The sequence below is a fragment of the Bradyrhizobium symbiodeficiens genome (assembly GCF_002266465.3).
Taxonomy (GTDB): Bacteria; Pseudomonadota; Alphaproteobacteria; order Rhizobiales; family Xanthobacteraceae; genus Bradyrhizobium; species Bradyrhizobium symbiodeficiens.
The window spans coordinates 959,374-983,415 of the sequence record NZ_CP029427.2 but is presented as its reverse complement, the minus strand read 5'-3'; the positions used below and the strand labels follow the sequence as shown (position 1 = coordinate 983,415).

27 protein-coding genes and 1 pseudogene are annotated in these 24,042 nt (G+C 65.2%); 9 read left to right on the top strand and 19 right to left on the bottom strand.

What is annotated here, in order from left to right:
* Window positions 1-108 precede the first annotated feature (108 nt).
* Genes CIT39_RS04590 through CIT39_RS04580 form a run of 3 tightly spaced genes read right to left on the bottom strand, consistent with a single transcriptional unit; the run spans window position 109 to window position 3,949 of the window.
* A complete protein-coding gene (locus tag CIT39_RS04590; protein ID WP_181955137.1) occupies window positions 109-1,233 on the bottom strand; it encodes a nickel/cobalt transporter in 1,125 nt (374 codons plus the stop codon).
* Window positions 1,230-1,868, bottom strand: coding sequence for a DUF1007 family protein (locus tag CIT39_RS04585; protein WP_094973202.1), 639 nt, complete (start codon window positions 1,866-1,868; stop codon window positions 1,230-1,232). Before CIT39_RS04585 ends, CIT39_RS04590 begins: the two co-directional genes overlap by 4 nt.
* Complete coding sequence (locus CIT39_RS04580) at window positions 1,868-3,949, bottom strand: M3 family metallopeptidase (protein WP_094973203.1); 2,082 nt, start codon at window positions 3,947-3,949, stop codon at window positions 1,868-1,870. The genes CIT39_RS04585 and CIT39_RS04580 overlap by 1 nt, the downstream gene beginning before the upstream one ends.
* A 138-nt stretch (window positions 3,950-4,087) precedes the next feature.
* Between CIT39_RS04580 and CIT39_RS04575 the strand changes: the two genes are divergently transcribed.
* The 5 genes from CIT39_RS04575 (at window position 4,088) to CIT39_RS04555 (ending at window position 8,910) form a co-directional block, all read left to right on the top strand.
* Complete coding sequence (locus CIT39_RS04575) at window positions 4,088-4,342, top strand: hypothetical protein (RefSeq protein WP_094973204.1); 255 nt, start codon at window positions 4,088-4,090, stop codon at window positions 4,340-4,342.
* A 684-nt stretch (window positions 4,343-5,026) separates the two neighbouring features.
* Window positions 5,027-6,169: a type III PLP-dependent enzyme gene (locus CIT39_RS04570; RefSeq protein WP_094895989.1), complete on the top strand. Its 1,143-nt coding sequence runs from the start codon at window positions 5,027-5,029 to the stop codon at window positions 6,167-6,169.
* A gap of 130 nt (window positions 6,170-6,299) precedes the next feature.
* A complete protein-coding gene (locus tag CIT39_RS04565; RefSeq protein ID WP_094973205.1) occupies window positions 6,300-6,887 on the top strand; it encodes a GNAT family N-acetyltransferase in 588 nt (195 codons plus the stop codon).
* 146 nt (window positions 6,888-7,033) lie between these two features.
* Window positions 7,034-7,423, top strand: a complete 390-nt coding sequence (locus CIT39_RS04560) for a RidA family protein (RefSeq protein ID WP_094973206.1) — start codon at window positions 7,034-7,036, stop codon at window positions 7,421-7,423.
* 44 nt (window positions 7,424-7,467) lie between these two features.
* Window positions 7,468-8,910 (top strand): homospermidine synthase, encoded by a 1,443-nt coding sequence (locus tag CIT39_RS04555; protein WP_094973207.1) that lies wholly within the window; start codon window positions 7,468-7,470, stop codon window positions 8,908-8,910.
* Window positions 8,911-9,023: 113 nt separating this feature from the next.
* Here the strand turns inward: CIT39_RS04555 and CIT39_RS04550 are convergent, their stop codons facing one another.
* The 11 genes from CIT39_RS04550 to CIT39_RS04500 all read right to left on the bottom strand — a co-directional run bounded on the left by CIT39_RS04550 (window position 9,024) and on the right by CIT39_RS04500 (window position 17,062).
* Window positions 9,024-9,350 carry a hypothetical protein gene (locus CIT39_RS04550; protein WP_162308342.1) on the bottom strand — a complete coding sequence of 109 codons (327 nt, stop codon included), beginning with the start codon at window positions 9,348-9,350 and terminating at the stop codon, window positions 9,024-9,026.
* Window positions 9,351-9,452: 102 nt separating this feature from the next.
* A complete protein-coding gene (locus tag CIT39_RS04545) occupies window positions 9,453-10,169 on the bottom strand; it encodes an MgtC/SapB family protein (protein WP_094973209.1) in 717 nt (238 codons plus the stop codon).
* Between the two features lie 31 nt (window positions 10,170-10,200).
* Window positions 10,201-11,220: a WD40 repeat domain-containing protein gene (locus tag CIT39_RS04540; protein ID WP_162308863.1), complete on the bottom strand. Its 1,020-nt coding sequence runs from the start codon at window positions 11,218-11,220 to the stop codon at window positions 10,201-10,203.
* Window positions 11,220-12,260: a CobW family GTP-binding protein gene (locus CIT39_RS04535; protein ID WP_094973211.1), complete on the bottom strand. Its 1,041-nt coding sequence runs from the start codon at window positions 12,258-12,260 to the stop codon at window positions 11,220-11,222. The genes CIT39_RS04540 and CIT39_RS04535 overlap by 1 nt, the downstream gene beginning before the upstream one ends.
* 54 nt (window positions 12,261-12,314) lie before the next feature.
* Window positions 12,315-13,178, bottom strand: a complete 864-nt coding sequence (locus tag CIT39_RS04530; protein ID WP_162308862.1) for a metal ABC transporter substrate-binding protein — start codon at window positions 13,176-13,178, stop codon at window positions 12,315-12,317.
* 5 nt (window positions 13,179-13,183) lie between these two features.
* Complete coding sequence (locus CIT39_RS04525; RefSeq protein ID WP_094973213.1) at window positions 13,184-14,053, bottom strand: metal ABC transporter permease; 870 nt, start codon at window positions 14,051-14,053, stop codon at window positions 13,184-13,186.
* Between the two features lie 6 nt (window positions 14,054-14,059).
* On the bottom strand, window positions 14,060-14,815 hold the full coding sequence (locus CIT39_RS04520) for a metal ABC transporter ATP-binding protein (protein ID WP_162308341.1): 756 nt from the start codon (window positions 14,813-14,815) through the stop codon (window positions 14,060-14,062).
* A 2-nt stretch (window positions 14,816-14,817) separates the two neighbouring features.
* On the bottom strand, window positions 14,818-15,054 hold the full coding sequence (locus CIT39_RS04515) for a hypothetical protein (protein WP_094973215.1): 237 nt from the start codon (window positions 15,052-15,054) through the stop codon (window positions 14,818-14,820).
* 44 nt (window positions 15,055-15,098) lie between these two features.
* Entirely contained in the window at window positions 15,099-15,599 is a 501-nt protein-coding gene (locus CIT39_RS04510; protein WP_018316197.1) for a hypothetical protein, read from the bottom strand.
* Window positions 15,596-16,207: a permease gene (locus tag CIT39_RS04505; protein WP_094973216.1), complete on the bottom strand. Its 612-nt coding sequence runs from the start codon at window positions 16,205-16,207 to the stop codon at window positions 15,596-15,598. The genes CIT39_RS04510 and CIT39_RS04505 overlap by 4 nt, the downstream gene beginning before the upstream one ends.
* Window positions 16,208-16,465: 258 nt before the next feature.
* Window positions 16,466-17,062 carry a superoxide dismutase gene (locus CIT39_RS04500; RefSeq protein WP_094973217.1) on the bottom strand — a complete coding sequence of 199 codons (597 nt, stop codon included), beginning with the start codon at window positions 17,060-17,062 and terminating at the stop codon, window positions 16,466-16,468.
* A gap of 243 nt (window positions 17,063-17,305) precedes the next feature.
* On the opposite strand from CIT39_RS04500, the gene CIT39_RS04495 reads away from it, so the two are divergent.
* The 3 genes and pseudogenes from CIT39_RS04495 to CIT39_RS04485 all read left to right on the top strand — a co-directional run.
* A complete protein-coding gene (locus tag CIT39_RS04495) occupies window positions 17,306-17,833 on the top strand; it encodes a GNAT family N-acetyltransferase (RefSeq protein WP_094973218.1) in 528 nt (175 codons plus the stop codon).
* Window positions 17,834-17,914: 81 nt separating this feature from the next.
* Complete coding sequence (locus CIT39_RS04490; RefSeq protein ID WP_162308340.1) at window positions 17,915-19,300, top strand: MATE family efflux transporter; 1,386 nt, start codon at window positions 17,915-17,917, stop codon at window positions 19,298-19,300.
* A gap of 18 nt (window positions 19,301-19,318) precedes the next feature.
* A pseudogene (locus tag CIT39_RS04485) lies at window positions 19,319-19,469 on the top strand (DUF2147 domain-containing protein); the annotation flags it as partial.
* Here CIT39_RS04485 and CIT39_RS04480 read toward each other — a convergent pair.
* Window positions 19,466-20,617, bottom strand: a complete 1,152-nt coding sequence (locus tag CIT39_RS04480) for a DUF3095 domain-containing protein (protein WP_094973220.1) — start codon at window positions 20,615-20,617, stop codon at window positions 19,466-19,468. The pseudogene CIT39_RS04485 and the gene CIT39_RS04480 overlap by 4 nt on opposite strands.
* Window positions 20,618-20,841: 224 nt before the next feature.
* Here CIT39_RS04480 and CIT39_RS04475 point away from each other — a divergent pair, with 224 nt between their 5' ends.
* Entirely contained in the window at window positions 20,842-21,240 is a 399-nt protein-coding gene (locus tag CIT39_RS04475) for a hypothetical protein (protein WP_094973506.1), read from the top strand.
* Window positions 21,241-21,246: 6 nt separating this feature from the next.
* Here the strand turns inward: CIT39_RS04475 and CIT39_RS04470 are convergent, their stop codons facing one another.
* The 4 genes from CIT39_RS04470 to CIT39_RS04455 all read right to left on the bottom strand — a co-directional run bounded on the left by CIT39_RS04470 (window position 21,247) and on the right by CIT39_RS04455 (window position 23,915).
* Window positions 21,247-21,456, bottom strand: coding sequence for a hypothetical protein (locus CIT39_RS04470; RefSeq protein WP_094973221.1), 210 nt, complete (start codon window positions 21,454-21,456; stop codon window positions 21,247-21,249).
* A 126-nt stretch (window positions 21,457-21,582) separates the two neighbouring features.
* On the bottom strand, window positions 21,583-22,308 hold the full coding sequence (locus CIT39_RS04465; RefSeq protein WP_094973222.1) for an SDR family NAD(P)-dependent oxidoreductase: 726 nt from the start codon (window positions 22,306-22,308) through the stop codon (window positions 21,583-21,585).
* Entirely contained in the window at window positions 22,301-23,683 is a 1,383-nt protein-coding gene (locus CIT39_RS04460; RefSeq protein ID WP_162308339.1) for a class I adenylate-forming enzyme family protein, read from the bottom strand. Before CIT39_RS04460 ends, CIT39_RS04465 begins: the two co-directional genes overlap by 8 nt.
* Window positions 23,670-23,915, bottom strand: coding sequence for an acyl carrier protein (locus tag CIT39_RS04455; protein WP_025032285.1), 246 nt, complete (start codon window positions 23,913-23,915; stop codon window positions 23,670-23,672). The genes CIT39_RS04460 and CIT39_RS04455 overlap by 14 nt, the downstream gene beginning before the upstream one ends.
* Window positions 23,916-24,042: the final 127 nt, after the last annotated feature.

Genomic DNA, 24,042 nt, shown 5'->3' with positions numbered 1-24,042 from the left:
GCAGAGTCGGGCCCCAGAAAGCTACAGGCCACCGTCCGGAGAGATGGGCCCCGGCTCTGCAGCGCATCGTCGAAGGGACGCTGCGCTGCGTCCGGGGCACGAGTGTGCCTAGAAACACGTGGTCCGTTCGGCCGCGATGTAACCCAACAAGAGACCTGTGCCGAACAGCAGCACGACGCCCGCGGCCGCGAATTCGATGCCGCGCATGAACAGCGCACCGCCGCCGTCGCGCCCGGCGCTGAGGCGGGTGGCAATGTCCTTGGCGGAGACGGCGACGACCGCGATGGCCGCGACCGTGATCGCAGTGCCGATCCCCATCAGGAAGGTCGCGGCGATGCCGGCCCAGAACAGTCCCTGGGCCAGCGCGAACACCAGCACCAGGATCGCGCCCGAGCAGGGGCGGATGCCGACGGTGAGGATCGCGGCGAACCCGCGCCGCCAGCCGCCGGGGCCGGCGAGCTCGCTCGGCGTGGGGCCATGGGAATGGCCGCAATGTTCGTCATGGACGTGGTCATGCCCGTGATGGGCCTGGGCGTGGGCATGATCATGATCATGATCGTGGCGATGTCCGTGATCGTGATGATCGTGGGCATCATGATGATGGTGATGACCGTGATCATGGTCGTGCGGCACGCCGGCGAGCGCCGGCACCGGCTGGACCGCTTGCAGCGCCCTGATGAACGTGCGGCCCTTGACCCACACCAGCCGCAGGCCGAACAGCGCAATCAGGCCATAGCTCGCGATCTCGATCGCGCCTTCCGCCTTGCACATGGTTTTCGCGGTCGCATTCAGCACCCAGGCCGAAATGCCGACGATCAGGATCGCCACCAGCGACTGCATCAGCGCCGAGGCGAACGACAGTGCGATGCCGCGCCGCGCGGTCTCACGGTTGGCGACGAGGTAGGAAGCGATCACCGCCTTGCCGTGGCCAGGGCCGGCGGCGTGGAAAATGCCGTACGCAAATGAGATGAAGAGCAGCGTCCACACCGCCGAGCCGTCGGACTTTGCGGCGCGGATGGTCGACGACATCTGGCGATAGAATTCCGACTGCTTTGCCAGCAGCCAGCCGATGATCCCGCTGGCCTCGGGTTCAGCGGCTTGCGCCGGCTTCGGCGCGCCGAACGGATTTTGCGCGAGGACATCGTGAAGCGCGGCATCGGCCACCACCAGCACGGCGACAAGCGCGGCGCAGGCAACAAGCCCGCGGGCAAGCGGGGAGAGCTTTGGCTTCAAGGGCAATCCACCGTGATCTTGTTGGCGAACATCATGCCGAAATTGCTGTTTTCGCCGTTCAGGAACGTCTGCTCATTGAGCTTCTGGGCCATGGCGGAGCCGTCGCTGGGCCGGTCCAGCTTCATCTGGCAGCCCGCGGGCGCGCCCACCAGCTTGACCGGATTGTCCTTGGCCATCTGGAAGTCGATGAAGTAGGAGCGGTCGAACACTTCGAGCACCAGCTGCTTGGGCTTGACCGGGTTCTTCAGCGGCAGCGTGAAGTGCAGGGTCAGCACCGTGTCCTTGTAGTCGAGGAAGTAGTCGACCGGCTCGTTAAAACGCTCCTTCTTGCCGTCGGCTCGCGCAAAGGTGAAGTAGGCGTATTCCTTCAGCGACTCGACATTGGTCTGCGCCAGCGGCCCGAGCTCCTCGCGCGTATAGGCGCCCTTGGTCTTGCTCTCGAGCCCCTGCACCGCATAGGCCGAGAACATGTCGTCGAACTTCCAGGCGTGACGGACGCCGGTGATCGAGCCGTCGCCGGCGTAGAGCAGCTCGCTGGTCGCGGTGATCCAGACATGCGGATGGGCGTGCGCCGCGCCCGCCGCGAGTGACAGGCCGGCAGCGAGCAGCAAGCCGAACAGGGCGCGCACGCCCATCAGGCGGCCTTCGCGTCGTCGAGCAGGCCGCGGCGGCGGAGCAGCGCGTCGGGTTCCGGAGGACGACCGCGGAAAGCCTCATAGGCGGCTTCCGGATCGAGCGATCCGCCACTCGAATAGATGTCGTCATGCAGACGCTTGGCGACGGCGGGATCGAAGATGTCGCCGGCCTCCTCGAACGCGCCGAAGGCGTCGGCGTCCATCACCTCCGACCACATGTAGCTGTAATAGCCGGCGGCATAATGATCGCCGGTGAAGATGTGGCCGAACTGGGTCGGACGGTGACGCAGCGCGATCTCCTCGGGCATGCCGATCTTCTCCAGCTCGCGTCTCTCGAAGGCGCGGACATCCTGCGCGGCGGCGGCCGGCTGGGTGTGGAATTCGAGATCGACCAGCGCCGAGGAGACGAACTCGACCGTGGCAAAGCCCTGGTTGAATTTTCGCGCGGCCAGGAAGCGTTGCAGCAACTCGTCGGGCAGCGGCTCGCCTGTCTGGTAATGACGGGCGAATTTCTGCAGCACCTCGGGCCGCTCCTGCCAGTGCTCGTAGAGCTGCGACGGCAGCTCGACGAAATCGGTGAACACGGAGGTGCCCGACAGCGACGGATAGGTCACGTTGGAGAGCATGCCGTGCAGGCCGTGGCCGAACTCGTGGAACAGGGTGCGGGCATCGTCGGGCGACAGCAGCGAAGGCTCGCCGCCGGCGCCCTTGGCGAAATTGCAGATGTTGAGAACCAGCGGCGCGACCTCGCCGTCGAGCTTTTGCTGGTCGCGCAGCGAGGTCATCCAGGCGCCGGAGCGCTTCGACGGCCGAGCGAAGTAGTCGCCGTAGAACAGCGCCTTGTGCTTGCCGTCCGGCCCCTTCATCTCCCAGACCCGGACGTCGGGATGCCAGACCGGAACGTCCTTGCGCTCATCGAAGGTGACGCCGAACAGGCGCGTGGCGCAGTCGAAGGCGGCGGCGATCATGTTGTCGAGCGAAAGATACGGCTTGATCGCGGAATCGTCGAAATTGGCGCGCTGAAGGCGCAGCTTTTCGGCGTAGAAGCGCCAGTCCCAGGGGGCAAGCTTGAAATTGCCGCCCTCTTCCGCAATCAGCGCCTGCATGTCGTCGCGGTCGGCAAGCGCCCGCGCCCGCGCCGGCTTCCAGACCCGTTCCAAGAGGCTCCGCACCGCGTCCGGCGTCTTGGCCATGGAGTCCTCCAGCCTGTAAGCGGCGAAGGTCGGATAGCCCAGCAGCTTGGCGCTCTCTTCGCGCAGCTTCAGGACCTCGACGATGGTTCCATTGTTGTCGTTGGCATTGCCGTTGTCGCCCCGCGCGGTGAAAGCCTTATAGGCCTTCTCGCGCAGATCACGCCGGGCGGAGCTCTTCAGGAACTGTTCGACCGAGGAGCGCGACAGCGTGACGATGGCCTTGCCTTCCATGCCGCGCTCTTCTGCCGCAGCCTTGGCGCTGGCGACGAAGCTCTCCGGCAGGCCCTGGCGGTCGGCCTCCCCCAGCTCCATGACCCAGTCCTGCTCGTCGCCGAGCAGATGATGGCTGAAGCTGGTGCCGAGCTGGGCGAGCCTCTCGTTGATCTCGGCCATCCGCGTCTTGGCCTCATCGGAGAGGCCGGCTCCGGCGCGGTGGAAACGGGTATAGGTGCGCTCCAGCAGGCGAAGCTGCTCTGGAGAAAGATCCAGCTTGGCGCGGTTCTCGTGCAGCTGGGCGATGCGGCCGAACAGCACGGCGTTCATCATGATCGGATTCCAGTGCCTTGCCATCCGCAGCGAGACCTCCTTGTCGATCTCCAGGATGGCCGGGTTGGAATGCGCCGACACGAGGTCGTAGAACACGGACGCCACCTTGCTCAGCAGCTTGCCCGAGCGCTCCAGCGCCGTGATGGTGTTGGCGAAGTCGACCGCCGCCGGATCGCTGGTGATCGCCGCGATCTCGGCGGAATGGTCGGCAAAGGCCTGCTCGAAGGCCGGCAGGAAGTGCTCCGGCTCGATCTCGTCGAAGGGCGGGGTCGCAAACGGCGTCACCCAGGCCTTCAGCAGCGGGTTGGTCTCGGAGTCCGTAATTTGGCGGGGTTCTGACATCACAAGTCCCAATTTCATGGCTCAATTGTTGCGGCCAGCTATAGCACGCGATGGGGCTTTTTTGGGCCATTTGCCCTTGCTCCCGGCCGCCTTTTCGAGGAGATTGCGGCCCTCGACAGACCCCGGACCCCTGAGCTCATGAACGCGCCTTCCTCCTCTTCCCGTCAGATTGCCTGGCCAAGCGTCATCACCGTCATCAGCGCCGCCATCCTGATCGGCGCCGAGGTGTTCGGCGCGGCGTTCGCCGGCGGCTGGGCGCTCGCGATCCTGTTCGGGCTCGGCGATCAGGGCACGCACATCCTGCAGGCCGTGCTGTTCGCGCTCGGCGTGCTCGTGATGACCGCGTTCATCCGCACAGCTCAGCGCATCGAGCCCTTCACGAAGCGCGGCTGACGTTGCTCGCTCGAGTGACGCGCGCTACTCGGCTCAAAAACTTAACGCTCGTTCATCTTCCGCGTCGCTCGCGCAACACTGCGCAAGCAGATGTTAGGCAATTCTGTTCTCAGCCTAAAAAAATTCTTGCGAAGCAGAGTCAAAACGCTTATGTGCGCTCTTGCCCAATTTCGCACGTGCCTGTGGTCGTGTGTCAGTCGGTAGGTATCCGGACAAGAGGCCGGACAGCCGCCAAGGGGTGAAGAAGCCGAGGGGCTCTTCGGAAGTGCGGAAGTCAAAGACCGAAAGTCGCAAGACATGAAGGTCGGAAGACGAAGCAAACCCGGAGCGTCCAGCATCTCTCTCAAGAGATGCCTTGTCGAAGGTGACTTCACTTTTTGCAACCGTGACTGGCAGCCGGAGGCGAACCGGCGCACCCCGCTCTCAACGGGGGACGCGACTTAAAGCAACGACGGATCGGGCTTTTTTGGTCTCTACCGGCATTCCAACGCCGGCGCGGGCTACTGAAAAGGCTTGTCCTTCATTGCCAGGTGTGCGGGCGGGAAATTCCCAACCAATCCACGGCAGCACAGTCTGATTTGAGTCTTTGGCTCGTCGCGCCTCCATCGCGCGATCTGGCCGGGGCGCTTATCCGACGACATTTTTTGAACGGATCCCCGTCGCTGGGCCGTTTGGGAGAGTGCTATGACCGAACGTATTCAGGAATTCCTGCGCAACCGCCGCAGCGAGGGCCAGGACACCGAGCCTTGCCTCGTGGTCGACCTCGAAGTCGTGCGCGACAATTACCAGACCTTCGCCAAGGCGCTGCCCGACAGCCGTGTGTTCTATGCCGTCAAGGCGAACCCGGCGCCGGAAGTGCTGTCGCTGCTCGCGTCCATGGGCTCCTGCTTCGACACCGCGACGGTCGCCGAGATCGAGATGGCGCTGGCCGCGGGTGCGACGCCCGACCGCATCTCCTTCGGCAACACGATCAAGAAGGAGCGCGACATCGCGCGCGCCTTCGCGCTCGGCATTCGCCTGTTCGCTGTCGATTGCACCGCCGAAATCGAGAAGATCGCCCGTGCCGCTCCCGGCGCGAAGGTGTTCTGCCGTATCCTCTATGACTGCGCCGGCGCCGAGTGGCCGCTGTCGCGCAAGTTCGGCTGCGACCCGGAAATGGCCGTCGAGGTGCTCGACGCTGCCAAGCGCCTGGGTCTGGAGCCGTGCGGCATCTCCTTCCATGTCGGCTCGCAGCAGCGCAAGGTGAAGGCGTGGGACCGTGCGCTGGCGATGGCCTCGCAGGTGTTCCGCGACTGCGCCGAGCGCGGCATCAACCTGACCATGGTCAACATGGGCGGCGGCTTCCCGACCAAGTATCTGAAGGACGTGCCGCCGGTTGTGACCTACGGCCGATCGATCTTCCGCGCGCTGCGCAAGCACTTCGGCAACCAGATTCCGGAGACCATCATCGAGCCGGGCCGCGGCATGGTGGGCAACGCCGGCATTATCGAATCCGAGGTCGTGCTCATCTCGAAGAAGAGCGACGAGGACGAGGTGCGGTGGGTGTATCTCGACATCGGCAAGTTCGGCGGTCTCGCCGAGACGATGGACGAGTCGATCCGCTACGCCATCCGCACCCGTCACGACGGCGCGGACATGACGCCGTGCGTGCTCGCAGGTCCGACCTGCGACAGCGCCGACGTGCTGTACGAGAAGAGCCCGTATCCGCTCCCCGTCACGCTTGAGATCGGCGACAAGGTGCTGATCGAAGGCACCGGGGCCTATACGTCGACCTACTCGGCGGTGGCGTTCAACGGCATCCCGCCGCTGAGGACCTACCACATCTGATCCGCCTCTTTCTCTGAGGCCTGACGAACCCGGGAGCCGGCTTGCCGGCTCCTCCCCTTACATTGCCATTCTGACGACGCTTGAGCCCGCGTGCCGTTGGCGCACGGATTCAAGCGGGGATTGACGCGCCATGACTGCTTTTCGGAAGCCACAGATCGCCCTCACCTCGAAAGCCACTCCGTTCGTGATCCGCGCGGAGCGTGCTGCCGACGTCGCTGTGCGTGAAGCGCTGCTCGATGCCTGCTTTGGCGAGACCCGCCACGGCCGCACCTGCCAACGCCTGCGCGATGGACGCGCACCTGCCGCGGGGCTTGCCCTGTCGGCGGTGCGCGAGGGCAACGTCGTGGGAACCGTGCGGCTGTGGCACGTCAGCGCCGGAGGCAGGCCCGCTCTGGTCCTCGGACCACTGGCGGTGGATCCTGCCTGCCGCGAGCTCGGGATCGGCGCCGCGCTGATGCAACAAGCGCTGGCCGCCGCCCGGGCGCGCGGGCATGAAGCCGTGATCCTGCTCGGCGATGCGGCTTATTATGCCCGCTTCGGCTTCTCGCCAGAGAGGACCGGCGCATTGATGCTGCCCGGCCCGTTCGAACGAGACCGGTTGCTGGCGATCGAATTCCAGACCGGTGCGCTGGATGGCGCCAACGGGATGATCGTCCCGACCGGCGCGGCCCTGCCCAAACGGAGGGGAGTTCGCGCCCTCCAGGCGCACGCGGCCTAAGGGATTGCCATGATGGCGACGGCCGAAGCCACATTGAGCGGCCACGGCCAGCCGCGCCTGCGCTAAGCTCTATTCCTTTGGGGTTGCGCGAGCCCCGGAAACGCCCTTTAACCCGCGAAACACCCGTTCAGTTGAGACCTAAACCCATGTCCCGTCGCCTGATCTCCACCGGCTCCCCGTTCGAGAAGACCGCCGGCTACAGCCGCGCCGTGATCGACGGCGACTTCGCCTTCGTCGCGGGAACGACGGGCTATGACTACGCGACCATGAGCATGCCGGCCGATGTCACCAGCCAGTCACGCAACTGCTTCAAGACCATCGAAGCGGCCCTGAAGGAGGGCGGATTCGAGATGGCCGACATCGTCCGCGTGACCTACTACCTCACCGACATCAAGGACGCGGACGCCCATTTCGCGGTCTGCGGCGAAGTCCTCGGCGAGATTCGCCCGGCCGCAACGCTTCTCGTCGTCTCGGCGCTCTACAAGCCCGAGATGAAGGTCGAGATCGAAGCCACCGCCAAGCGCCGCAGCGCCTGATCCCCTCACCCTTTGTCGCCAGCACGTTCCGGAGAAACCATCCCATGAGCCCCGCCTCGCAGATCTACGCGAAGATCACCGGTCCCATCGTCATGGTCGGCTTCGGCTCCATCGGCAAAGGCACGTTGCCGCTGATCGAGCGGCATCTCGATTACGACAAGTCGCGCGTCACCGTGATCGATCCCAAGGACGAGGGCCGCAAGGCACATTGCGAGAAGCACAATGTGCGCTTCATCCAGAAGGCCGTGACCAAGGACAATTATCGCGAGTTGCTGACGCCGCTGCTCACCGAAGGCGGCGGCCAGGGCTTTTGCGTCAATCTGTCGGTCGATACCGGCTCGACCGACATCATGGAGCTCTGCAACGAGCTCGGCGCGCTTTATATCGACACCGTCAACGAGCCCTGGCTCGGCTTCTATTTTGATGCCTCCAAGGGCCCGGAGGCACGCTCAAATTACGCCCTGCGCGAAGCGACGCTGGCCGCCAAGCGCGCGCGCCCTGCGGGCTCGACGACCGCCGTCTCCTGCTGCGGCGCCAATCCCGGCATGGTCTCCTTCTTCGTCAAGCAGGCGCTGCTCAATGTCGCCGCTGACCTCAAGCTCAACGCCCCCAAGCCCAAGACCAAGGCCGAATGGGCGGATCTGATGCGGCAGGCCGGCATCAAGGGCATCCACATCGCCGAACGTGACACCCAGCGCTCCAAGACGCCGAAGGAGCCCGACGTCTTCGTCAACACCTGGTCCGTGGAAGGTTTCCTGTCGGAAGGCGTGCAGCCGTCCGAACTCGGCTGGGGCACCCACGAAAAATGGATGCCGGAGAATGCGCGGACCCACGAAGCCGGCTGCGGCGCTGCCATCTATCTGATGCAGCCCGGCGCCAACACGCGCGTGCGGACCTGGTGCCCGACCCGCGGCGCGCAATATGGCTTCCTCGTCACCCACAACGAGTCGATCTCGATCGCCGATTACTTCACCGTGCGCGACGCCTCGGGCAATGCGGTCTACCGGCCGACTTGCCACTATGCCTACCATCCGGCAGACGATGCCGTGCTGTCGCTGCACGAAATGTTCGGCCGCGCCGCGAAGATGCAGGAGAAGCACCACATCCTCGACGAGAACGAGATCGTCGACGGTATCGACGAACTCGGCGTGCTGCTGTTCGGCCACGACAACAATGCCTATTGGTACGGCTCGCAGCTCTCCATCGAGGAGACCCGCAAGCTCGCGCCCTATCAGAACGCCACCGGCCTGCAGGTGACCTCCGCCGTGCTCGGCGGCATGGTGTGGGCGCTGGAGAACCCCAGGGAAGGTATCGTCGAAGCCGACGAGATGGATTTCGATCGCCTGCTGGAAATCCAGCTGCCCTATCTCGGCCCGGTGAAGGGTTTCTACACCGACTGGACGCCGCTGACGGACCGGCCCGGACTGTTCCCGGAAGATATCGACACCAGCGATCCCTGGCAGTTCCGAAATATCTTGGTGCGGTAATCACCGCCGTCATGCCCGGGCTTGTTCCGGGCATCCACGGACTTGCTTTGCAGCATGCCAAAAACGTGGATGGCCGGGACAAGCCCGGCCATGATGCTGCTAGCGCGAACTCCCTACTTCTTCTCCATCGGCGGCGCGATCTTCTCAGCCGGTGCTGGCGGCAGTGCCGGCTTGGTCGCCGTGCCCTGGGTCTGCTGGTCCGGGCGCGCCGGCTCTGGAGCCGGTGTGGTCGGACGGTCGCCGCCGGGCTTGGCTTCGGCAGGCTTGTTCTGATCGTCGGACGGCGTACCCTGCAGCGGCTGCGTCGCCTGCGCCAGATCCATGCGACCTTCAGCGCGGATTTGCGCAATCGATACCCCCGATATCACGACGCCGGCCGCAAGCATCGAGCAGGCGATCATGAAGTCGAGTTTCAGTCTGCGCTTGTCATTGCCGATCATGTCGATCACCGCCTTTTGTCTGCGAGATCAACGAAGTCGCCGGGCCGCGGTTCCGTAGCCGCTCAAGCGGGAACCGCCCGGTCGCGCGCCAAAACGCCGCGCTCAGTCCGAAGTGCTGACCTCCCAGGTGGCGTGGCGTACGCCCGGCAGGTGCTGGAGAGCGGTCGCCACCGCGTTCAGCTCGTTCGGATCGACAGCCGTCGCGACCAGCTTGGCCACGATCTCCAGATTATCTTCGCCGATCTCGACCACGTCGATATCGGCCACCGGATATTTCGCAGCCTCCAGCTTTTCGACGAGACGATCACGCATATCGGGGAGCGCGTCGGTCGCGACAGCGAGCTTGAAGTAATAGGTTGCCTCGGAGGCCTTCTCGTTCAGCGGGATGCGGTTGATGGCGTTGACCAGCGGGCGCAGCATGGTGTTGCCGGCGATGACGAACACGGTCAGCGCGGCCGCTTGCGCGATCATGTCGGCGCCGGCACAGGAGCCGACCGCAGCCGAGGCCCACAGCGTGGCAGCAGTGTTGAGCCCACGCACGTCCATGCCCTGCTTCATGATGACGCCGGCGCCGAGGAAGCCGATGCCCGAGACGACATAGGCAATCACCCGGACCGCGCCGTCGGCGCCGTCCAGCTGCATGGCGAGATCGACGAAGGCGGCCGCGCCGACCGCGACCAGCACATTGGTGCGCAGGCCGGCGGTGCGCTGGCGATATTGCCGCTCGGCGCCGATCAGCGTGCCCAGCACGAAGGCCGTGGTCAGGCTGACCAGCGTGTCGGCGAAGTCAGCAATCTGGAACGTCGTCAGAAACCGCATGGTCCCCCTATACGGTCAGAGCGATGACAGATTAAAGCTCGAGAAGGCCGCCGTCCCCGTTTTCATCCGCAAATGCGAGCAGCGTGCCCTTGGCGTTCCAGGCGAGCGCGGCCACGGGTGGGGTGCCGTTGCGGCGGACCAGGATTTCCGCACCATCCTCCAGCCGCACCATCAGCACGGTGCCGTCGCTGTAGCCGGCGGCGAGGATGTCGTTCTTCGGATGGCAGGCCACCACGGAGACCCGCGCCTGCAACGGCGCCAGCATCGCGGGCTCCTTACCCATCGGGCCGTCCTTGCTGGCGAACGGCCATATGATGACGGTGTCGGCACCCGAGGTCGCCAATCCCTTGCCGCCCGCGCTCCATGACATCGAACGGACGCGGCCGGGATAGCCGGTCATGCGCATGTGCCTGTTATCGGCGAGGCGCCAGCCGTGCAGCGCCGACTCGTGCATCGTGGTGACCAGGAATTTGTTGTCCGGGCTGAAGGTGACGCCGAGATGCGATCCGGCCCAGGGCAGGAATTCGGCTGAGCCCTCCATGTTCGGAAACCACAGCGTTGCGCCGTTGTAATGGGCGATCGCGAGCCGCAGGCCCTTCGGCGCGAACGCGAGGCCGCCGACGGTCGAGGGAACCTCGAGCGACTTCTCCTCGGTCTTGCCGCTCTTGACGAAAGCCGTCTTGCCGGCCGACCAGGCGAAGGCGCCGTCCGCATGCAGCGCCACCGCATCGATCCAGCGCCGCTTCGGATCGGTGGCGAGCAGCGTCACCTCGCCCTTGGCGTCGAGCGAGACGACCTTGCCGTCGTCGCCGCCCATCACGAGGCGCTTGCCGTCGCAGGCGGTGGAGAGAATGCCGCCGCTGTGAACAGTGACCGTGCTGATCTCGCCCTTGTCATCGACGAACGCGACGTTCTCCTCGCCACCGACGAAGGCGGCGCGATCTCCGAGGAAATGCACCGAGGTCACGCCCATGCCGAGCGTAACAGGCTTGACGCGATCCGTGACGGAGACGATCGAGGCGGAATCGGGGGCCGGCGTAAACTCTTTCATCACGAGACGATGCAGCTCTCGAAACCCTCGCGGATGGCCTTCTCCGGCAATTCGCGGCCGATGAAGACGAGACGGCTCTGGCGCGGCTCGCCCTCCTTCCACTTCCGCTGATGGTCGCCCTCCAGCATCATGTGGACGCCCTGGAAGACGTAGCGGTCGTCGTCGTCGTGGAAGGAGAGAATCCCCTTGGAGCGCAGGATCTTGCCGCCCTCGACCTGCACCAAATTCTGCAGCCAGGGCATGAACACGTTCGGATCGAGCGGCTTGTCGGTCTTGAGCGACAGCGACTGCATGTCCTCGTCGTGATAGTGCTTCAGGCCGTGGCCATGATCATGATGATGGTCGTGGCCGTGGTGGTGGTGATCATGGTCGTGGTCATGATCGTCGGCATTCAGAAAGTCCGGCTCGACTTCGAGGATGCGGTCGAGGTCGAACGCACCACGGTCGAGCACGTCGGCCAGGGCCACCGCGCAGCGCTCGGTGCGATGCAGCTTGGCATAGGGGTTGATGGCGCGAATGCGGGCCTCGACCTCGGCAAGCTCGCCCTTGCTGACGAGATCGGTCTTGTTCAGCACGATGACGTCGGCGAAGGCGATCTGGTTCTTGGCCTCGGGCGCGTCCTTGAGCCGGTCCGACAGCCATTTGGCGTCGGCCACCGTGACCACGGCGTCGAGCCGCGCATTCTTCTGCACGTCCTCGTCGACGAAGAAGGTCTGGGCGACCGGCGCCGGATCGGCGAGGCCGGTGGTCTCGACGATGATGGCGTCGAACTTGCCCTTGCGCTTCATCAGGCCGTCCATGATGCGGACGAGGTCGCCGCGCACGGTGCAGCAGATGCAGCCGTTGTTCATCTCGAACACTTCCTCGTCGGCGCCGATGATGAGATCGTTGTCGATGCCGATCTCGCCGAATTCGTTGACGATCACGGCGTATTTCTTGCCGTGGTTCTCCGACAGGATGCGGTTGAGGAGCGTGGTCTTGCCGGCACCGAGATAGCCGGTCAGGACGGTCACGGGAATTTTCTGGGACGCTTCAGACATAACAACTCCGACATCGGGCTTTTTCGCGCGACGCGAGGCGGGGTGGCCCCTGCCTTAGTGGTCAAGCGCGCTGGTCAGGGCCTTTATATTATGCCTGACCATATCAATGTAAGTGGGTGCAGGCCCCTTTTCGCCGGTCAAACCGTCCGAAATCAGGGTCCCGCCTACTTTTGAGCCGGTCTCCGCCGCGATCCGCCGGATCAGCCGGTCATCGCTGATGTTTTCCAGGAACACGGCCGGTATTTTCTGGGCCTTGATCTGGCCGATGATGGCCGCGATGTCGCGCGCGCTCGGCTCGGTTTCGGTGGAGACGCCCAGGGGGGCGATGAACTGGATACCGTACTCGGCGGAAAAATAGCCAAAGGCGTCATGGGTTGAGATCACCTTGCGCCGGTCCGGCGGGATCTTGGCCACGGCCTCGCGGACCTCGCGGTCGAGCGTTTCGAGCCTTTCCAGGTAGGCTTTTGCCTGAGCCCGGAAGAACTCCGCATCATCCGGCGCGGCCACGGCCAGCGCATTGGCGATATCGGTCGCGTAGACCTTGGCGTTGGGGACGGACTGCCAGGCATGGGGATCTGGGGCCGAGCCGAGCTTCAGCGGCGTGATGCCGGCGCTCGCGGTGACGACTGTTGCCTTGCTGCCGGAGGATTGCACAAGGCGCGGCAGCCAGCCTTCGAGACCGAGCCCGTTGACGACGACAAGCTTCGCATCAGCGATCCGCTTCGCATCGCTCGGCGCCGGCGTGTAGACGTGGACGTCGCTGTCGGGGCCGACCAGCGTCGTGACGTTGACCCGGTCGCCGCCGATGGTGCGGACGATGTCGCCGAGGATCGAGAAGCTCGCGACGACGTTGAGCCGCTCCGCGGCGCGCAGCGGCGAGGCAGCCAGCAACAGCACACAAAGCAGGATGAGCCGCATCACCGTCACGCTTCCAGATGCCGGCCGGGAAACAGCTGCCGGACGATGCCGCCGACGCGGCCGAACAGCACGGAGACGATGTAGAGCATGGTTGCGACCAGGATGATCGCAGGGCCCGACGGCACGCGGGTCTGGAACGACAACACGAGGCCGGCATAACCCGAGATCGCAGCCGCGACCACCGCGATGCAGATCATGGCAGTGAGATCGCGCGACCAGAACCGCGCGATACCCGCCGGCAGGATCATCAGGCCGACCGCAAGCAGCGTGCCGAGCGCCTGAAAGCCGTTGACGAGGTTGATCACGACCAGCGCAAGGAAGGCGAGATGCGCGGGACCGCCGGCGCGGCTGACAGTGCGCAAGAACAAGGGATCGACGCTCTCGATCACCAGCGGGCGGTAGATCACGGCGAGCACCAGCAGCGTCACCGTGGCGTTGAAGGCCACCACCAGCAGCGTCTGGTCGTCCATCGCGAGGATGTTGCCGAACAAGACATGGAGCAGGTCGATATTGGTGCCCTTGATCGAGACGATGGTGACGCCGAGCGCCAGCGAGGCCAGATAGAAAGTTGCGAGCGAGGCGTCCTCCTTCAGCCCGGTCGAACGCGCGACCACGCCGGCGAGGATCGCCACGGCAAAGCCCGCGATCAAACCGCCCGCCGTCATCGCGAACAGGTTGAGGCCGGAAAGCAGGAAGCCGACAGCGGCGCCCGGCAGGATCGCATGCGCCATGGCATCGCCGACCAGGCTCATCCGCCGCAGCATCAGGAAGACGCCGATCGGCGCACCGGCCAGCGAGAGCGCGATCACGGCGGCCAGCGCGCGCCGCATGAACTCGAATTCGGTGAACGGGCCGATCAGCGCGTCATAGAGCATCGGTGATCACGCCGCCCGCGAGCTGATATCGTCGCCTGCGCAGGCTGCGGCGGTGTCGTCGAACGCCTCGCACATCCGCATCGCCACCAGCAGGTTTTCCGGCGTCAGCACCTCCGCCGTCGGTCCCCACGCGACGGGGCCGCGCGCCAGCACCAGCGTCTCGCTGAAATGGTTGCGCACCATCTCCATGTCGTGCAGCGCGGCCAGCACGGTGCGGCCCTCGCCGTGCCAGCGCTCGACCAGCGCGAGCAGGTCGGTCGTGGTCTTGCTGTCGATGGCGTTGAAGGGCTCGTCGAGCACGATGAGCGAGGCGTCCTGGAGCAGCACGCGCGCGAACAGCACGCGCTGCATCTGGCCACCCGAGAGCGTGCCGATCGGGCGGTTCTCGAAACCGTTGAGGCCAACGGCGCCGATCGCGCCCAGGATCTTCCCGCGAGCGGCCTTGCCGATGCCGCCGAACAGGCCGGTCCCGCGCCACAGCCCGGTGCCGACGAAGTCGAACACCGAGATCGGGAAGCTGCGGTCGATCTCCGCGCTCTGCGGCAGATAGGCGATATCGCGGGAGTCGAGCCCGCCGAGATAAATGCTGCCGTCGAGCGGCCGGAGGATGCCGACGATGCCGCGCAGCAGGGTCGACTTGCCGGCGCCATTCGGTCCGATTACGGCGACCAGCGCGCCCCGCGCGACCTCGCCGTTGAGATGGTGCACGGCCGGGTGCCGGTCGTAGCCGAGCGTGACATTGTGAAAGTGCAGCGCCGCCATAGTCACCTCATCGCCAGCAAGACCACGCCCCAGAGCACGGCACAGACGGCGAGCGCGGCCAGAAGGCGCGCGGCCATCGTCATGCGCAGGATCGACCAGTGCGCCGTTTGGGCGGGATGCGGAGAGGCAGCGTCGTGGACATGGGCATGGCTGTGGTCGTGCCCGTGAGCATGCCCGTGGCCATGGGAGTGGCCGTCGGCATGGTCGTGATGACGGGCGTGAGACACGGCGGGAACCATGCTAAAGACGTTATATTATAACATTACCCCTGTCCACGCCGGGCTCAGGGCTTGCCGATCACCATCGCGATGGCGGCTGCCACGAACGGAAATGGCACCGACACCGCACAGCGGAACCAGACGAAACGGGCCGGCATGAACGGGATTTCCCACAAGATCACCCGCTGGAAGGCAAACAGGGCCCAGGCGACGACATAGGCCACCACCTGCGGCACCCCGCCGCCCGACTTCAGCGCCACGGTGCCGATGGAGAAGCCGATCACGGGCCCGCCGGGCGTGGCCGCGCCGGCGACCACGGCGGTCGCAACGCCGAGCCAGCCGCTGTCCGGCCCGAGCCAGCCGGTGATCACCTCCTGCGGGATGATGGCGGCGATGTAGCCGGAGCCGATCACCCCTAACGCGATGCGTGGCACGATGTTGATGAAATCCATCGAGCCTTCGCGCAGCGAGGCCTTGAACACCGGAGGGCCGCGGCGAAAGGCGATCAGGCCGACGCCGAACACCGAGCCCCACAGCAGGATGTCGATGAAAAGCGCGGCGCTCAAGTCTCGTCGTCCTTGGTCTGGGGCTGCGGATACAGCCGGACATAGACGAAGCGGCCGAGGGCCCCGGCGAGGACCGGCAGCGGCAGCGAGATCAGAATCCGCCACAGCGTGAAATCTGTGCCCATGATCGGGATTTCCCAGGCCACCGCCCGACCATAGCCGATCAGGGTCCAGCTCACGACCATGGCGATGGTGGCGCCGAAATCGGCGCCGACCGCGAGCAGCGCGCTCGCCACGGGATAAGCGGTGAAGGGCCCGCCGGGCAGGATCGCACCAAAGGCGGTGCCGATCAAAAGCCCCTTCAGGCCGGATTTCGGCCCGAGCGAGCGCGAGACTTTTTCGTGCGGCAGGATCTCCGAGATGAACGCGCCAAGCAGGCAACCGGCGAGCACGCGCGGCAGGATGCCTGAGAACAGCGAGAGATCGTGAGTGAGAATGTCGAGAACGCCGTCGGTGCCGTCACGCCGCCAGACCATCGCCGCACTCACTGCGACCAGCGCTGCGATGATGATGGTCGACCAGCCGATTGGCTTGCGGATCCGCCCCGGACGCGGCTCGGACTCCGCGTCCTCGGCAGGCGCCGGGTTCTTCGCGAAAGGTTCTGGCAATGGGTGTGAGCGGCTCGAGGGTGATGCCCGTCCTGATTAAGGGCGGCATCCGTTCGATGCAAACGGTACCATCACAGGCTGATGCGCGTACTGTGCAGGACTCGTTCAATCAATTCCGCACAGCAAAAGGGCGGCCGCGCATGCGACCGCCCTTTTGTCATTCCGGGGCGGCGAAGCCGAACCCCGGAATCCATGTATCCGCTCGGGCTGACGCCCGATGGATTCCGGGCTCGCGCGTCGCGCGCCCCGGAATGAGGCTTACGCCTTCTCGTAGAGGGACTCGACGTATTCCCAGTTCACGAGGTTCTCGACGAACGCCTTGAGATAATCGGGGCGGCGGTTGCGGTAGTCGATGTAGTAGGAGTGCTCCCAGACGTCGCAGCCGAGGATCGGGGTTGCGCCGTGCACCAGCGGATTCTCGCCGTTCGGGGTCTTGGAGATCTCGAGCTTGCCGTTCTTGACCTGGAGCCAGCACCAGCCGGAGCCGAACTGGCCGACGCCGGCCGCCTGGAAGTCGGTCTTGAACTTCTCGAAGCCGCCGAGGTCCTCGTTGATTTTCTTCTCGATCTTGCCCGGCAGCTTGGTGCCGCCGCCATTGGGCTTCATCCAGCTCCAGAAGTGGATGTGGTTGTAGTGCTGGCCGGCATTGTTGAACACCGCGGGGTTCTTGCCGAACGAGCCCTTGACGATCTCCTCAAGGGACTTGCCTTCCCATTCGGTGCCCTTGAGCGCGTTGTTGCCGTTGGTGACGTAGGCCTGATGATGCTTGTCGTGGTGGAATTCCAGCGTCTCCTTCGACATGAACTGGCCGAGGGCGTCATAGGCGTAAGGGAGGGGGGGCAGCGTGAAGGTCATGGGATGTTGTCCGCGACTGATGGGGAACTGGCTTAACGGGGAGTCTTATAGAAGGTTCCGGCGCCGTTAAATACCGCCAATTTGCGAAAAGGCGCGATGGGACGGCTGGGCCGGATTGCACAACTTCGCCGCACAGAGCGACGATCAACCCGGGGCCGGTCAGCCACCGCAAAATCTCATTGCCTTTGAAGCGGTTATGACAGAACGAATGGACCGCGCAGCCGCGTTGCGAGAGACAGAGCCATGAGCATCGAGATCGACATTTTGAACGGTGACGCCTCGTGGCGAATCGCGGAGCCGCTGCATCAGGCGGTCTGGGGCCCGCAACAGGTTGCGGACAAGCCCTGGGCCCATGTCAAATGGGCCAATGCCGATTTGCGTGTGCTGATCGAGACGCCCGAGGACGGCCTCGTCTGTCATGTCGGCATCTATTTCCGCACCGTCACCTGGAATGGGCAGAAGGTCCATATCGGCGGCATCGGAGGGGTCTGCACCCGCGAGGATCAGCGCGGCCGCGGCTATGCGACCGTGGCGATCGATGCGGCGGTTCATACCATGCGCGCCAACGAGGCCGTCCGCTTCGCGCTGCTGTTTTGCGAACCGCACAATTTCTCGTTCTACGAGACCCGGAGCTGGCTGCCCTTCAAGGGCGAGGTCCATTGCGAACAGCCGGAGGGGCGGATCCGTTTCACCGCCATGGCGCCCTACGTCTTCAACATTGTCCGCGCGCCGACGCTGGGCACCATCGACCTATGCGGCCTGCCATGGTGAGCCCTGCGTGAGCGAGGGCTGCGCCGGCCGCCTCGCGACCTATAATATGTCGATCATCATCCAATATTCCGCCCGGTGAACATGACGATCGACGCCCCCGTAGACGCCGTCCCGCCGCTTGCGCCGGTCGCCTCCCCGATCGCCAGTCTGCTGAGCGCGCCGATCCTGCCGACGCTGCTGCGGCTCGCGATCCCCAACATGATCGCGATGGTCGGCAGCACGCTGGTTGCGATCGCCGAGACCTCCTATATCGGCCGGCTCGGCACCATACCGCTCGCCGCGATCGCGCTGGTGTTTCCGTTCGCGATGCTGACCCAGATGATGAGCGCGGGCGCGATGGGCGGCGGCGTCTCGTCCGCGATCAGCCGCGCGCTCGGCGCCGGGGATCGCGACCGCGCCGCGACGCTGGCGCTGCATGCCGCCATCATCGGCCTCTGCGGCGGGCTGTTCTTCACGGTGATGATGCTCGCCTTTGGCCGCTCGTTCTTCACGCTGCTCGGCGGACGCGATCGCGTGCTCGAGGAGGCCAGCGGCTATTCGCAGGTGCTGTTCTCCGGCGCGGTCGCGATCTGGCTCGTCAACACGCTGGCCTCGGTGATCCGCGGCACCGGCGACATGCGCCTGCCCTCGATGACACTGATCGGGGCCAGCGTGCTGCAGATCGCGCTCGGCGGCACCTTGGGGCTCGGCCTGTTCGGCGTGAAGGCCTTCGGCATGCCGGGCGTCGCCAGCGGCCAGTTGATCGCGTTCACCTGCGCCGCGATCTTCTTTCTCTGGTATCTCGCGTCCGGCCGCAGCCGGCTGCCGCTAAACTTGCGCGCGTTTCATTTCGAGCGCGCGATGTTCCTGGACATCCTCAAGGTTGGTGCGGTGGCCTGCCTGTCGCCGCTCCAGACCGTGCTCACCATTTTGATCTTTACCAAGATCCTGGCCACGTTCGGCACCGAGATGCTGGCCGGCTACGGCATCGGCTCGCGGCTGGAATTCCTGCTGATTCCGATCACCTTCGCCATCGGCATCGCCTCGGTGCCGATGGTCGGCATGGCCATGGGCGCCGGACATGTGAAGCGGGCGCGCCGTGTCGCCTGGACGGCGGCCGCGGCCTCAGGACTCACGGTTGGTCTGATCGGGCTCGTCATCGCGCTCGATCCCTCGCTGTGGGTTGCGCTCTTCACGCAGGATCCCGGCGTCACCGCCGCCGCGCACAGCTATTTCCACTGGGCCGGCCCGGCCTTCGTGTTCTTCGGCATCGGCGTGTCGCTCTACTTCTCCTCGCAAGGCGCCGCGCGCGTCGGCGGCCCCGTGCTCGCTTCCACCGCGCGGCTTCTGATCGTCGCGATCGGCGGCATCGGCCTGATGATGGCGCAGGCGCCGGCCTGGACGTTGTTCGCATTGGTCGGCGGCGCCATGGTCGTGTTCGGCCTGTCGACCGCAGCCTCGGTCGCCTTCGCGCGCTGGGGCAAATGAGCGCAGGCAAGTAGGCAACCGAACAAATGGGCGGGCCAGATCTACAATGCCGACGATGGCAGGACCTATGCCAGCAGCGTCACCCGTGACGGGAGCGGAGTCGCTGCGGGTCGAAGGCTGCGTTGGCGCGCTCTGCGGCGGCGAGACCTGGACGCGCGCGGGGCGCTAACTCGCGACCGTCATCGCCTTCAGCGCCGTCGCCGCCGAAGCGTAGCCGCCTCGTGCACCGTCGATGAAGTGCACGTGATCGCTGCGCAGCACCGACGGGGTGAAGCAGGTCATCATGGCGGCGTCCTGCTGATGAAGACCGTAGCGCACGATACCCTCGCGTGCGGCCGCCGCCAGACGACCGCTGAGGGCGCGCTCGAGCTCCGGCGTACAATCGAGGATCATACGCAGACCGTCGTCATATTTCCTGAAGTCGGAGTTCTCGACCACCTGCCGCTTGTAGACCTTCGGCACGAAGCCGCCGACCTCGAGGTCGAAGCGCATGACCAGATAGATGAACAAGTTGTAGGCCAGCACGCTGGCGCGGCGCGCGAGCAGCGGACCACCGCGCCTGGTGCGGGCTTCGTATTCCACCCCCTGCGGCGGCCATTTCAGCGGCGGCCCTTGCGCCGGCACCGGACGGGCGCCGTCCGGGCTGCGTTCGACGAGGTGAACGATGTCCTCGATCACCTTGCGGAAGGCATGCGGGTCGGCGCCACGCGCCGGCATCACCAGTACTGACAGGATCAGCCCCCGCGAGGCCGGCATCACTTCGAAGCGGCAGGACAGGCCCGAGAGATCGGGCTGCGTGCCCGCCGGGGCTTCCGGCACGGCAAACTCGCCGCGTTTCATCGCGGCATCGGCGAAGGCGAGCCCGCCGCCCGAGAACATCGCATAGGACAGGTTCGCGGACGGCCCGAAGCGCGCGACCCGCACGTCGAGGCCCTGCGCGCGGATGGCGCTGACCGGCACCAGCGCGACGCGCATCGTCAGATCGAGATCTTCCCGCACCCAGGTCGCGGTTGCCGCCAGCGCGTCGCGCGCAGCATCAAGGTCGGAGGGCGCAACCGCAAAGCTGGCGCCGTCGCCGCCAAACACGAAGGGGAATTCGCGGCCCTCCAATGCGTTCGTCACCGCCGCAATCACGGCAGCGCCGGCCATGTTCACCGCCTTGTAGCGCTCCGCCGCGATCGCCTTGGTGGAATCGACGATGTCGGCAACGCCGATGCTCCAGTCGTCCGGCAGCGGCGCATAGAGCGCGGGGTCCATCAGGCTGGTGAAGCCCCGGAAGACCGGAATGCCGCCATAGAAGGAGTCGCCTGAGGTCATCGGGGATGCCGTATGGTTGGAATGCGAAACAAATACGTAGCGGGATCGATCCGGGTTCGCCGGCCGGGGGCTCTTTGCGATCATTGGCCGAAACGGGCCAGGACAACAAGATACGGCAACAACAGGATGCGGCCGCGTTGCAATGCCGCAGCGTGTCATTGATCGGCATCAAGCGACCTGCCGGGAAGAGCGGCTATCGTCCTCAACTCCAATGGTTGCATGGGATGATCGAGGTGTCCGACTTCGGCAACAAGGACTCCGCCTCTCCGGTCCGCCGGCGCACGGGCGTCGACCCGATCAGCGCGGTGAAGATGCCCGAACGGCTGACGGAAGCCGTCGATGCCTGGGCGGAAGCTCATCGCCTGACCCGCGCAGACGCAATCTGCAAGCTGATCGAGCTGGGCCTGCAGATCGCAACCCCGGTCCTCACGTCGGAGCATCCGATCGCATCGGACGCCACCAGGATCGAAGAGATCGCAGTCCACGAGATCGAGGCGCTGCTCGATCCGGCATTGCCGGCCGACGAACGCGAACGCCGCATCCGCCGCCTTACCGAAGGGCCGCCGGAATTTTCACACGAGCGGATCGACCTGCCGAAGGACCCGCCGAAGCACCGGACGTGAGGATAGCTAGTGCAGCTTCTCGTCCTGGCGCTTGCGCAAGCTATCGAGAGACGCATCGTGGCAGCCGACCAGACGTACGAATTGCTGCGGATACATCTCGTGGCCGTGGTCACCGGAATTCTGATGCGCCATCGGCGGGCAACGGACGTCGTCCGGCTTGCCGCGCGATTGCTCCGTCCGGCCCTGACCTGAAGCGGTTACGTTGGGCATGGTCATGGACTGCTCCCTGTCGATTAGGGCAGATCGATTGACGTAACCCAATCGATTGCGGGGCATCTTATGACCAAATCCGGCTGAATGTCATTGTGCCGGATCAATTCAATTGTGGCGGCGGAGTTCCGCTTACGCCGTGTTTCCCGCATCGATGGTGAACACGGTCCCGGTGACGTTGCGACCGCCCTCGCCGAGCAGATATTCCACCATGCGCGCGACGTCGTCCGTTTCCGGCAGGCGGCGCAGCGCGCTGCGGCCGGCGATGCGCTTGCGCGCCTCGTCGGACAGGTTGTGCGTGAGCTCGGTGTCGATGAAGCCCGGCGCGATCGCGTTCACGGTGATGCCGAGCTTGCCGACCTCGCGCGCCAGCGAGCGGGTGAAGCCGGTGGCAGCCGCCTTGGTCGCGCCATAGACGGACAAGCCGTTGTAGCCGGTGGTCGCGATGATCGAAGAGATGTTGATGATGCGGCCGGCGCCGTCGGCCATCATCTGCCGCGCGACATATTTGGTGAGGATGATCGGCGACAGCACGTTGAGCTGCACCAGCGCCTCGATCTCGGAATTGTGCATGGTGGCAAGCAGGCCTTCGGTGCCGAGGCCGGCATTGTTGACGAGGCCGTAGGTCGGCCCGAATTCGTCGCGCACGAGTTTTGCAAACGCCGGAATGGCGTCGATCACGGCAAGATCGCAGGCGCGGAAATGCAGGCGCCCGCCCGACTCGGCAATCGCCGCCTTGAGCTCGTCGCTCTCTCGTCGCGCCGCCGCGATCACGTTGTAGCCGGCGCCGACCAGGCGTCTGCCGATCGCAAGACCGATGCCGCGGCTGCCGCCGGTGACCAGAACATTATCATGCATCGGTGCGCGCCAGTTTTCCGGCCGGGGTGACGTCGAGCGCATCGACGAAGCGGATCACCGCCGGCACCTTGTGAGACGCGAGCTGCGCGCGGCACTGATCGAGGATCTGCTCGCGAATCTCCTTCGCGCGGGCGGGATCGGTGCCCTCAGCGAGGATCACGTCGGCGACGACGATGCCGCCGGTGATCGGGCTCTTGCGCGATTTGGCCCGCGACATCCGCACGTCGGCATGGCGGTTGATGACCGCCTCGATCTCTTCGGGGTGGACCTTCAGCCCGCCGATATTGATGATGCCGCCGCGGCGGCCCACGAAATAGTAGCGCTCGCCGCGCAGCTCGACGATGTCGCCGCTGTCGACAAATCCATCGCCATCGGTGAGCGCGGCGGCATTGCGGCCGACATAGGCGTGCGCGGTACGCGTCGAACGGATACGGAGCGAACCGTCGACCACTTTCATCTCGACGCCATTGCGATTGCCGAGATAGTCGGCCGGAAAGCCTTCCAGCCCGTCATTCACGGCGAAACCGACACCGGCTTCGGTCGAGGCATAGGCATGACCGACGGAGGAACTGGGGAATGCCGCCTTCAACCCGTCGAGCACCGCCTGGTCGGCGATTTCGCCGGAGAGGCGGACATAGCGAGGTGTGAACTGCGCGGCCGAACCGCTCATCAGGAGCTTGCGCCAGTGCGAGGGGGTGCCGGAGATGTGCGAGACCCCGCACGCCTTCAGCCGCGCGACGTGATCGCCGAGCGCTTCGTGCGGGTCCGACAGCACCATCGAGCCGCCGGAGAGGACGGCGCGGAGGAATATCTGCAGGCCGCCATAGCGGCGGATGTCGTAGAAGGTCGCCCAGACCGGCGCGGGTCCCCGTGCGGGGCCTTCGGCAACGATCGCACCCGTCAGTGCGTCCAGCGTGTGGCCGACGATCTTCGGCACGCCCGAGGTGCCCGAGGTGAGCATCAGCCATTCCGTCGCGCGTTCGGTCTTGGCCGGCGCAGCGGCTTCGAGCGGCAACCGCGGGGTGACGATGAGCGGGACGCCTGTGCCGGCCCAGCGATCAGGCTCGTCGGTCACGACGGCATCGATTCCGGCATCGGCGATCAATGCATCCAGATGCGCAGGATTGATATCGGGCGGGCACAGCAGCATACGACGGGCGATGCCGTCGAGCTCGATCATCGCAAGGCCCGACCGCAGCTGATCGGACAATTTGAGCAGCACGGAGCGGCCGGACAATTCGCGCAGGCGGCCGCCCAGGACCGTCTGCGACAGGATATCTGTCAGCGACACGCTGGTCCGCGCATCGGACAGCGTACGGCCGGTCAGCTCCGCGCCGAGATGGTCGCGAAGCGCGAAGATCTCACGCGGGGACATTTTCGTAGGCCCGCACGAAATCGCCCACCGTGGCGGGAAACGCTGCGTCCTCGGAAATGGTGAAGGGATCGACGCCGGTCTCGTCCTCGAGACGCGCGACCAGAATAGCGAAGGCGAGCGAGTCGAAACCCGTCTCATGCAGCGACAGATCGTCCGAGAGTACGGGAAGCGTGACGTGCTGCTCTTTGGCGATCTGCTGGATCGCCTCAATGACCTTAGACCTTACCGACATGGCTCGCTCGCTTTGTTATCATTGGTGTTGCGGCGGCTCTTGCTGGCCGCCTCCCTATGGCCGCTTGTTTACCCGAGAGAAGTAAATGGCTTCTTGGACAATTCAGATAAAATTGGACCTATCAGCG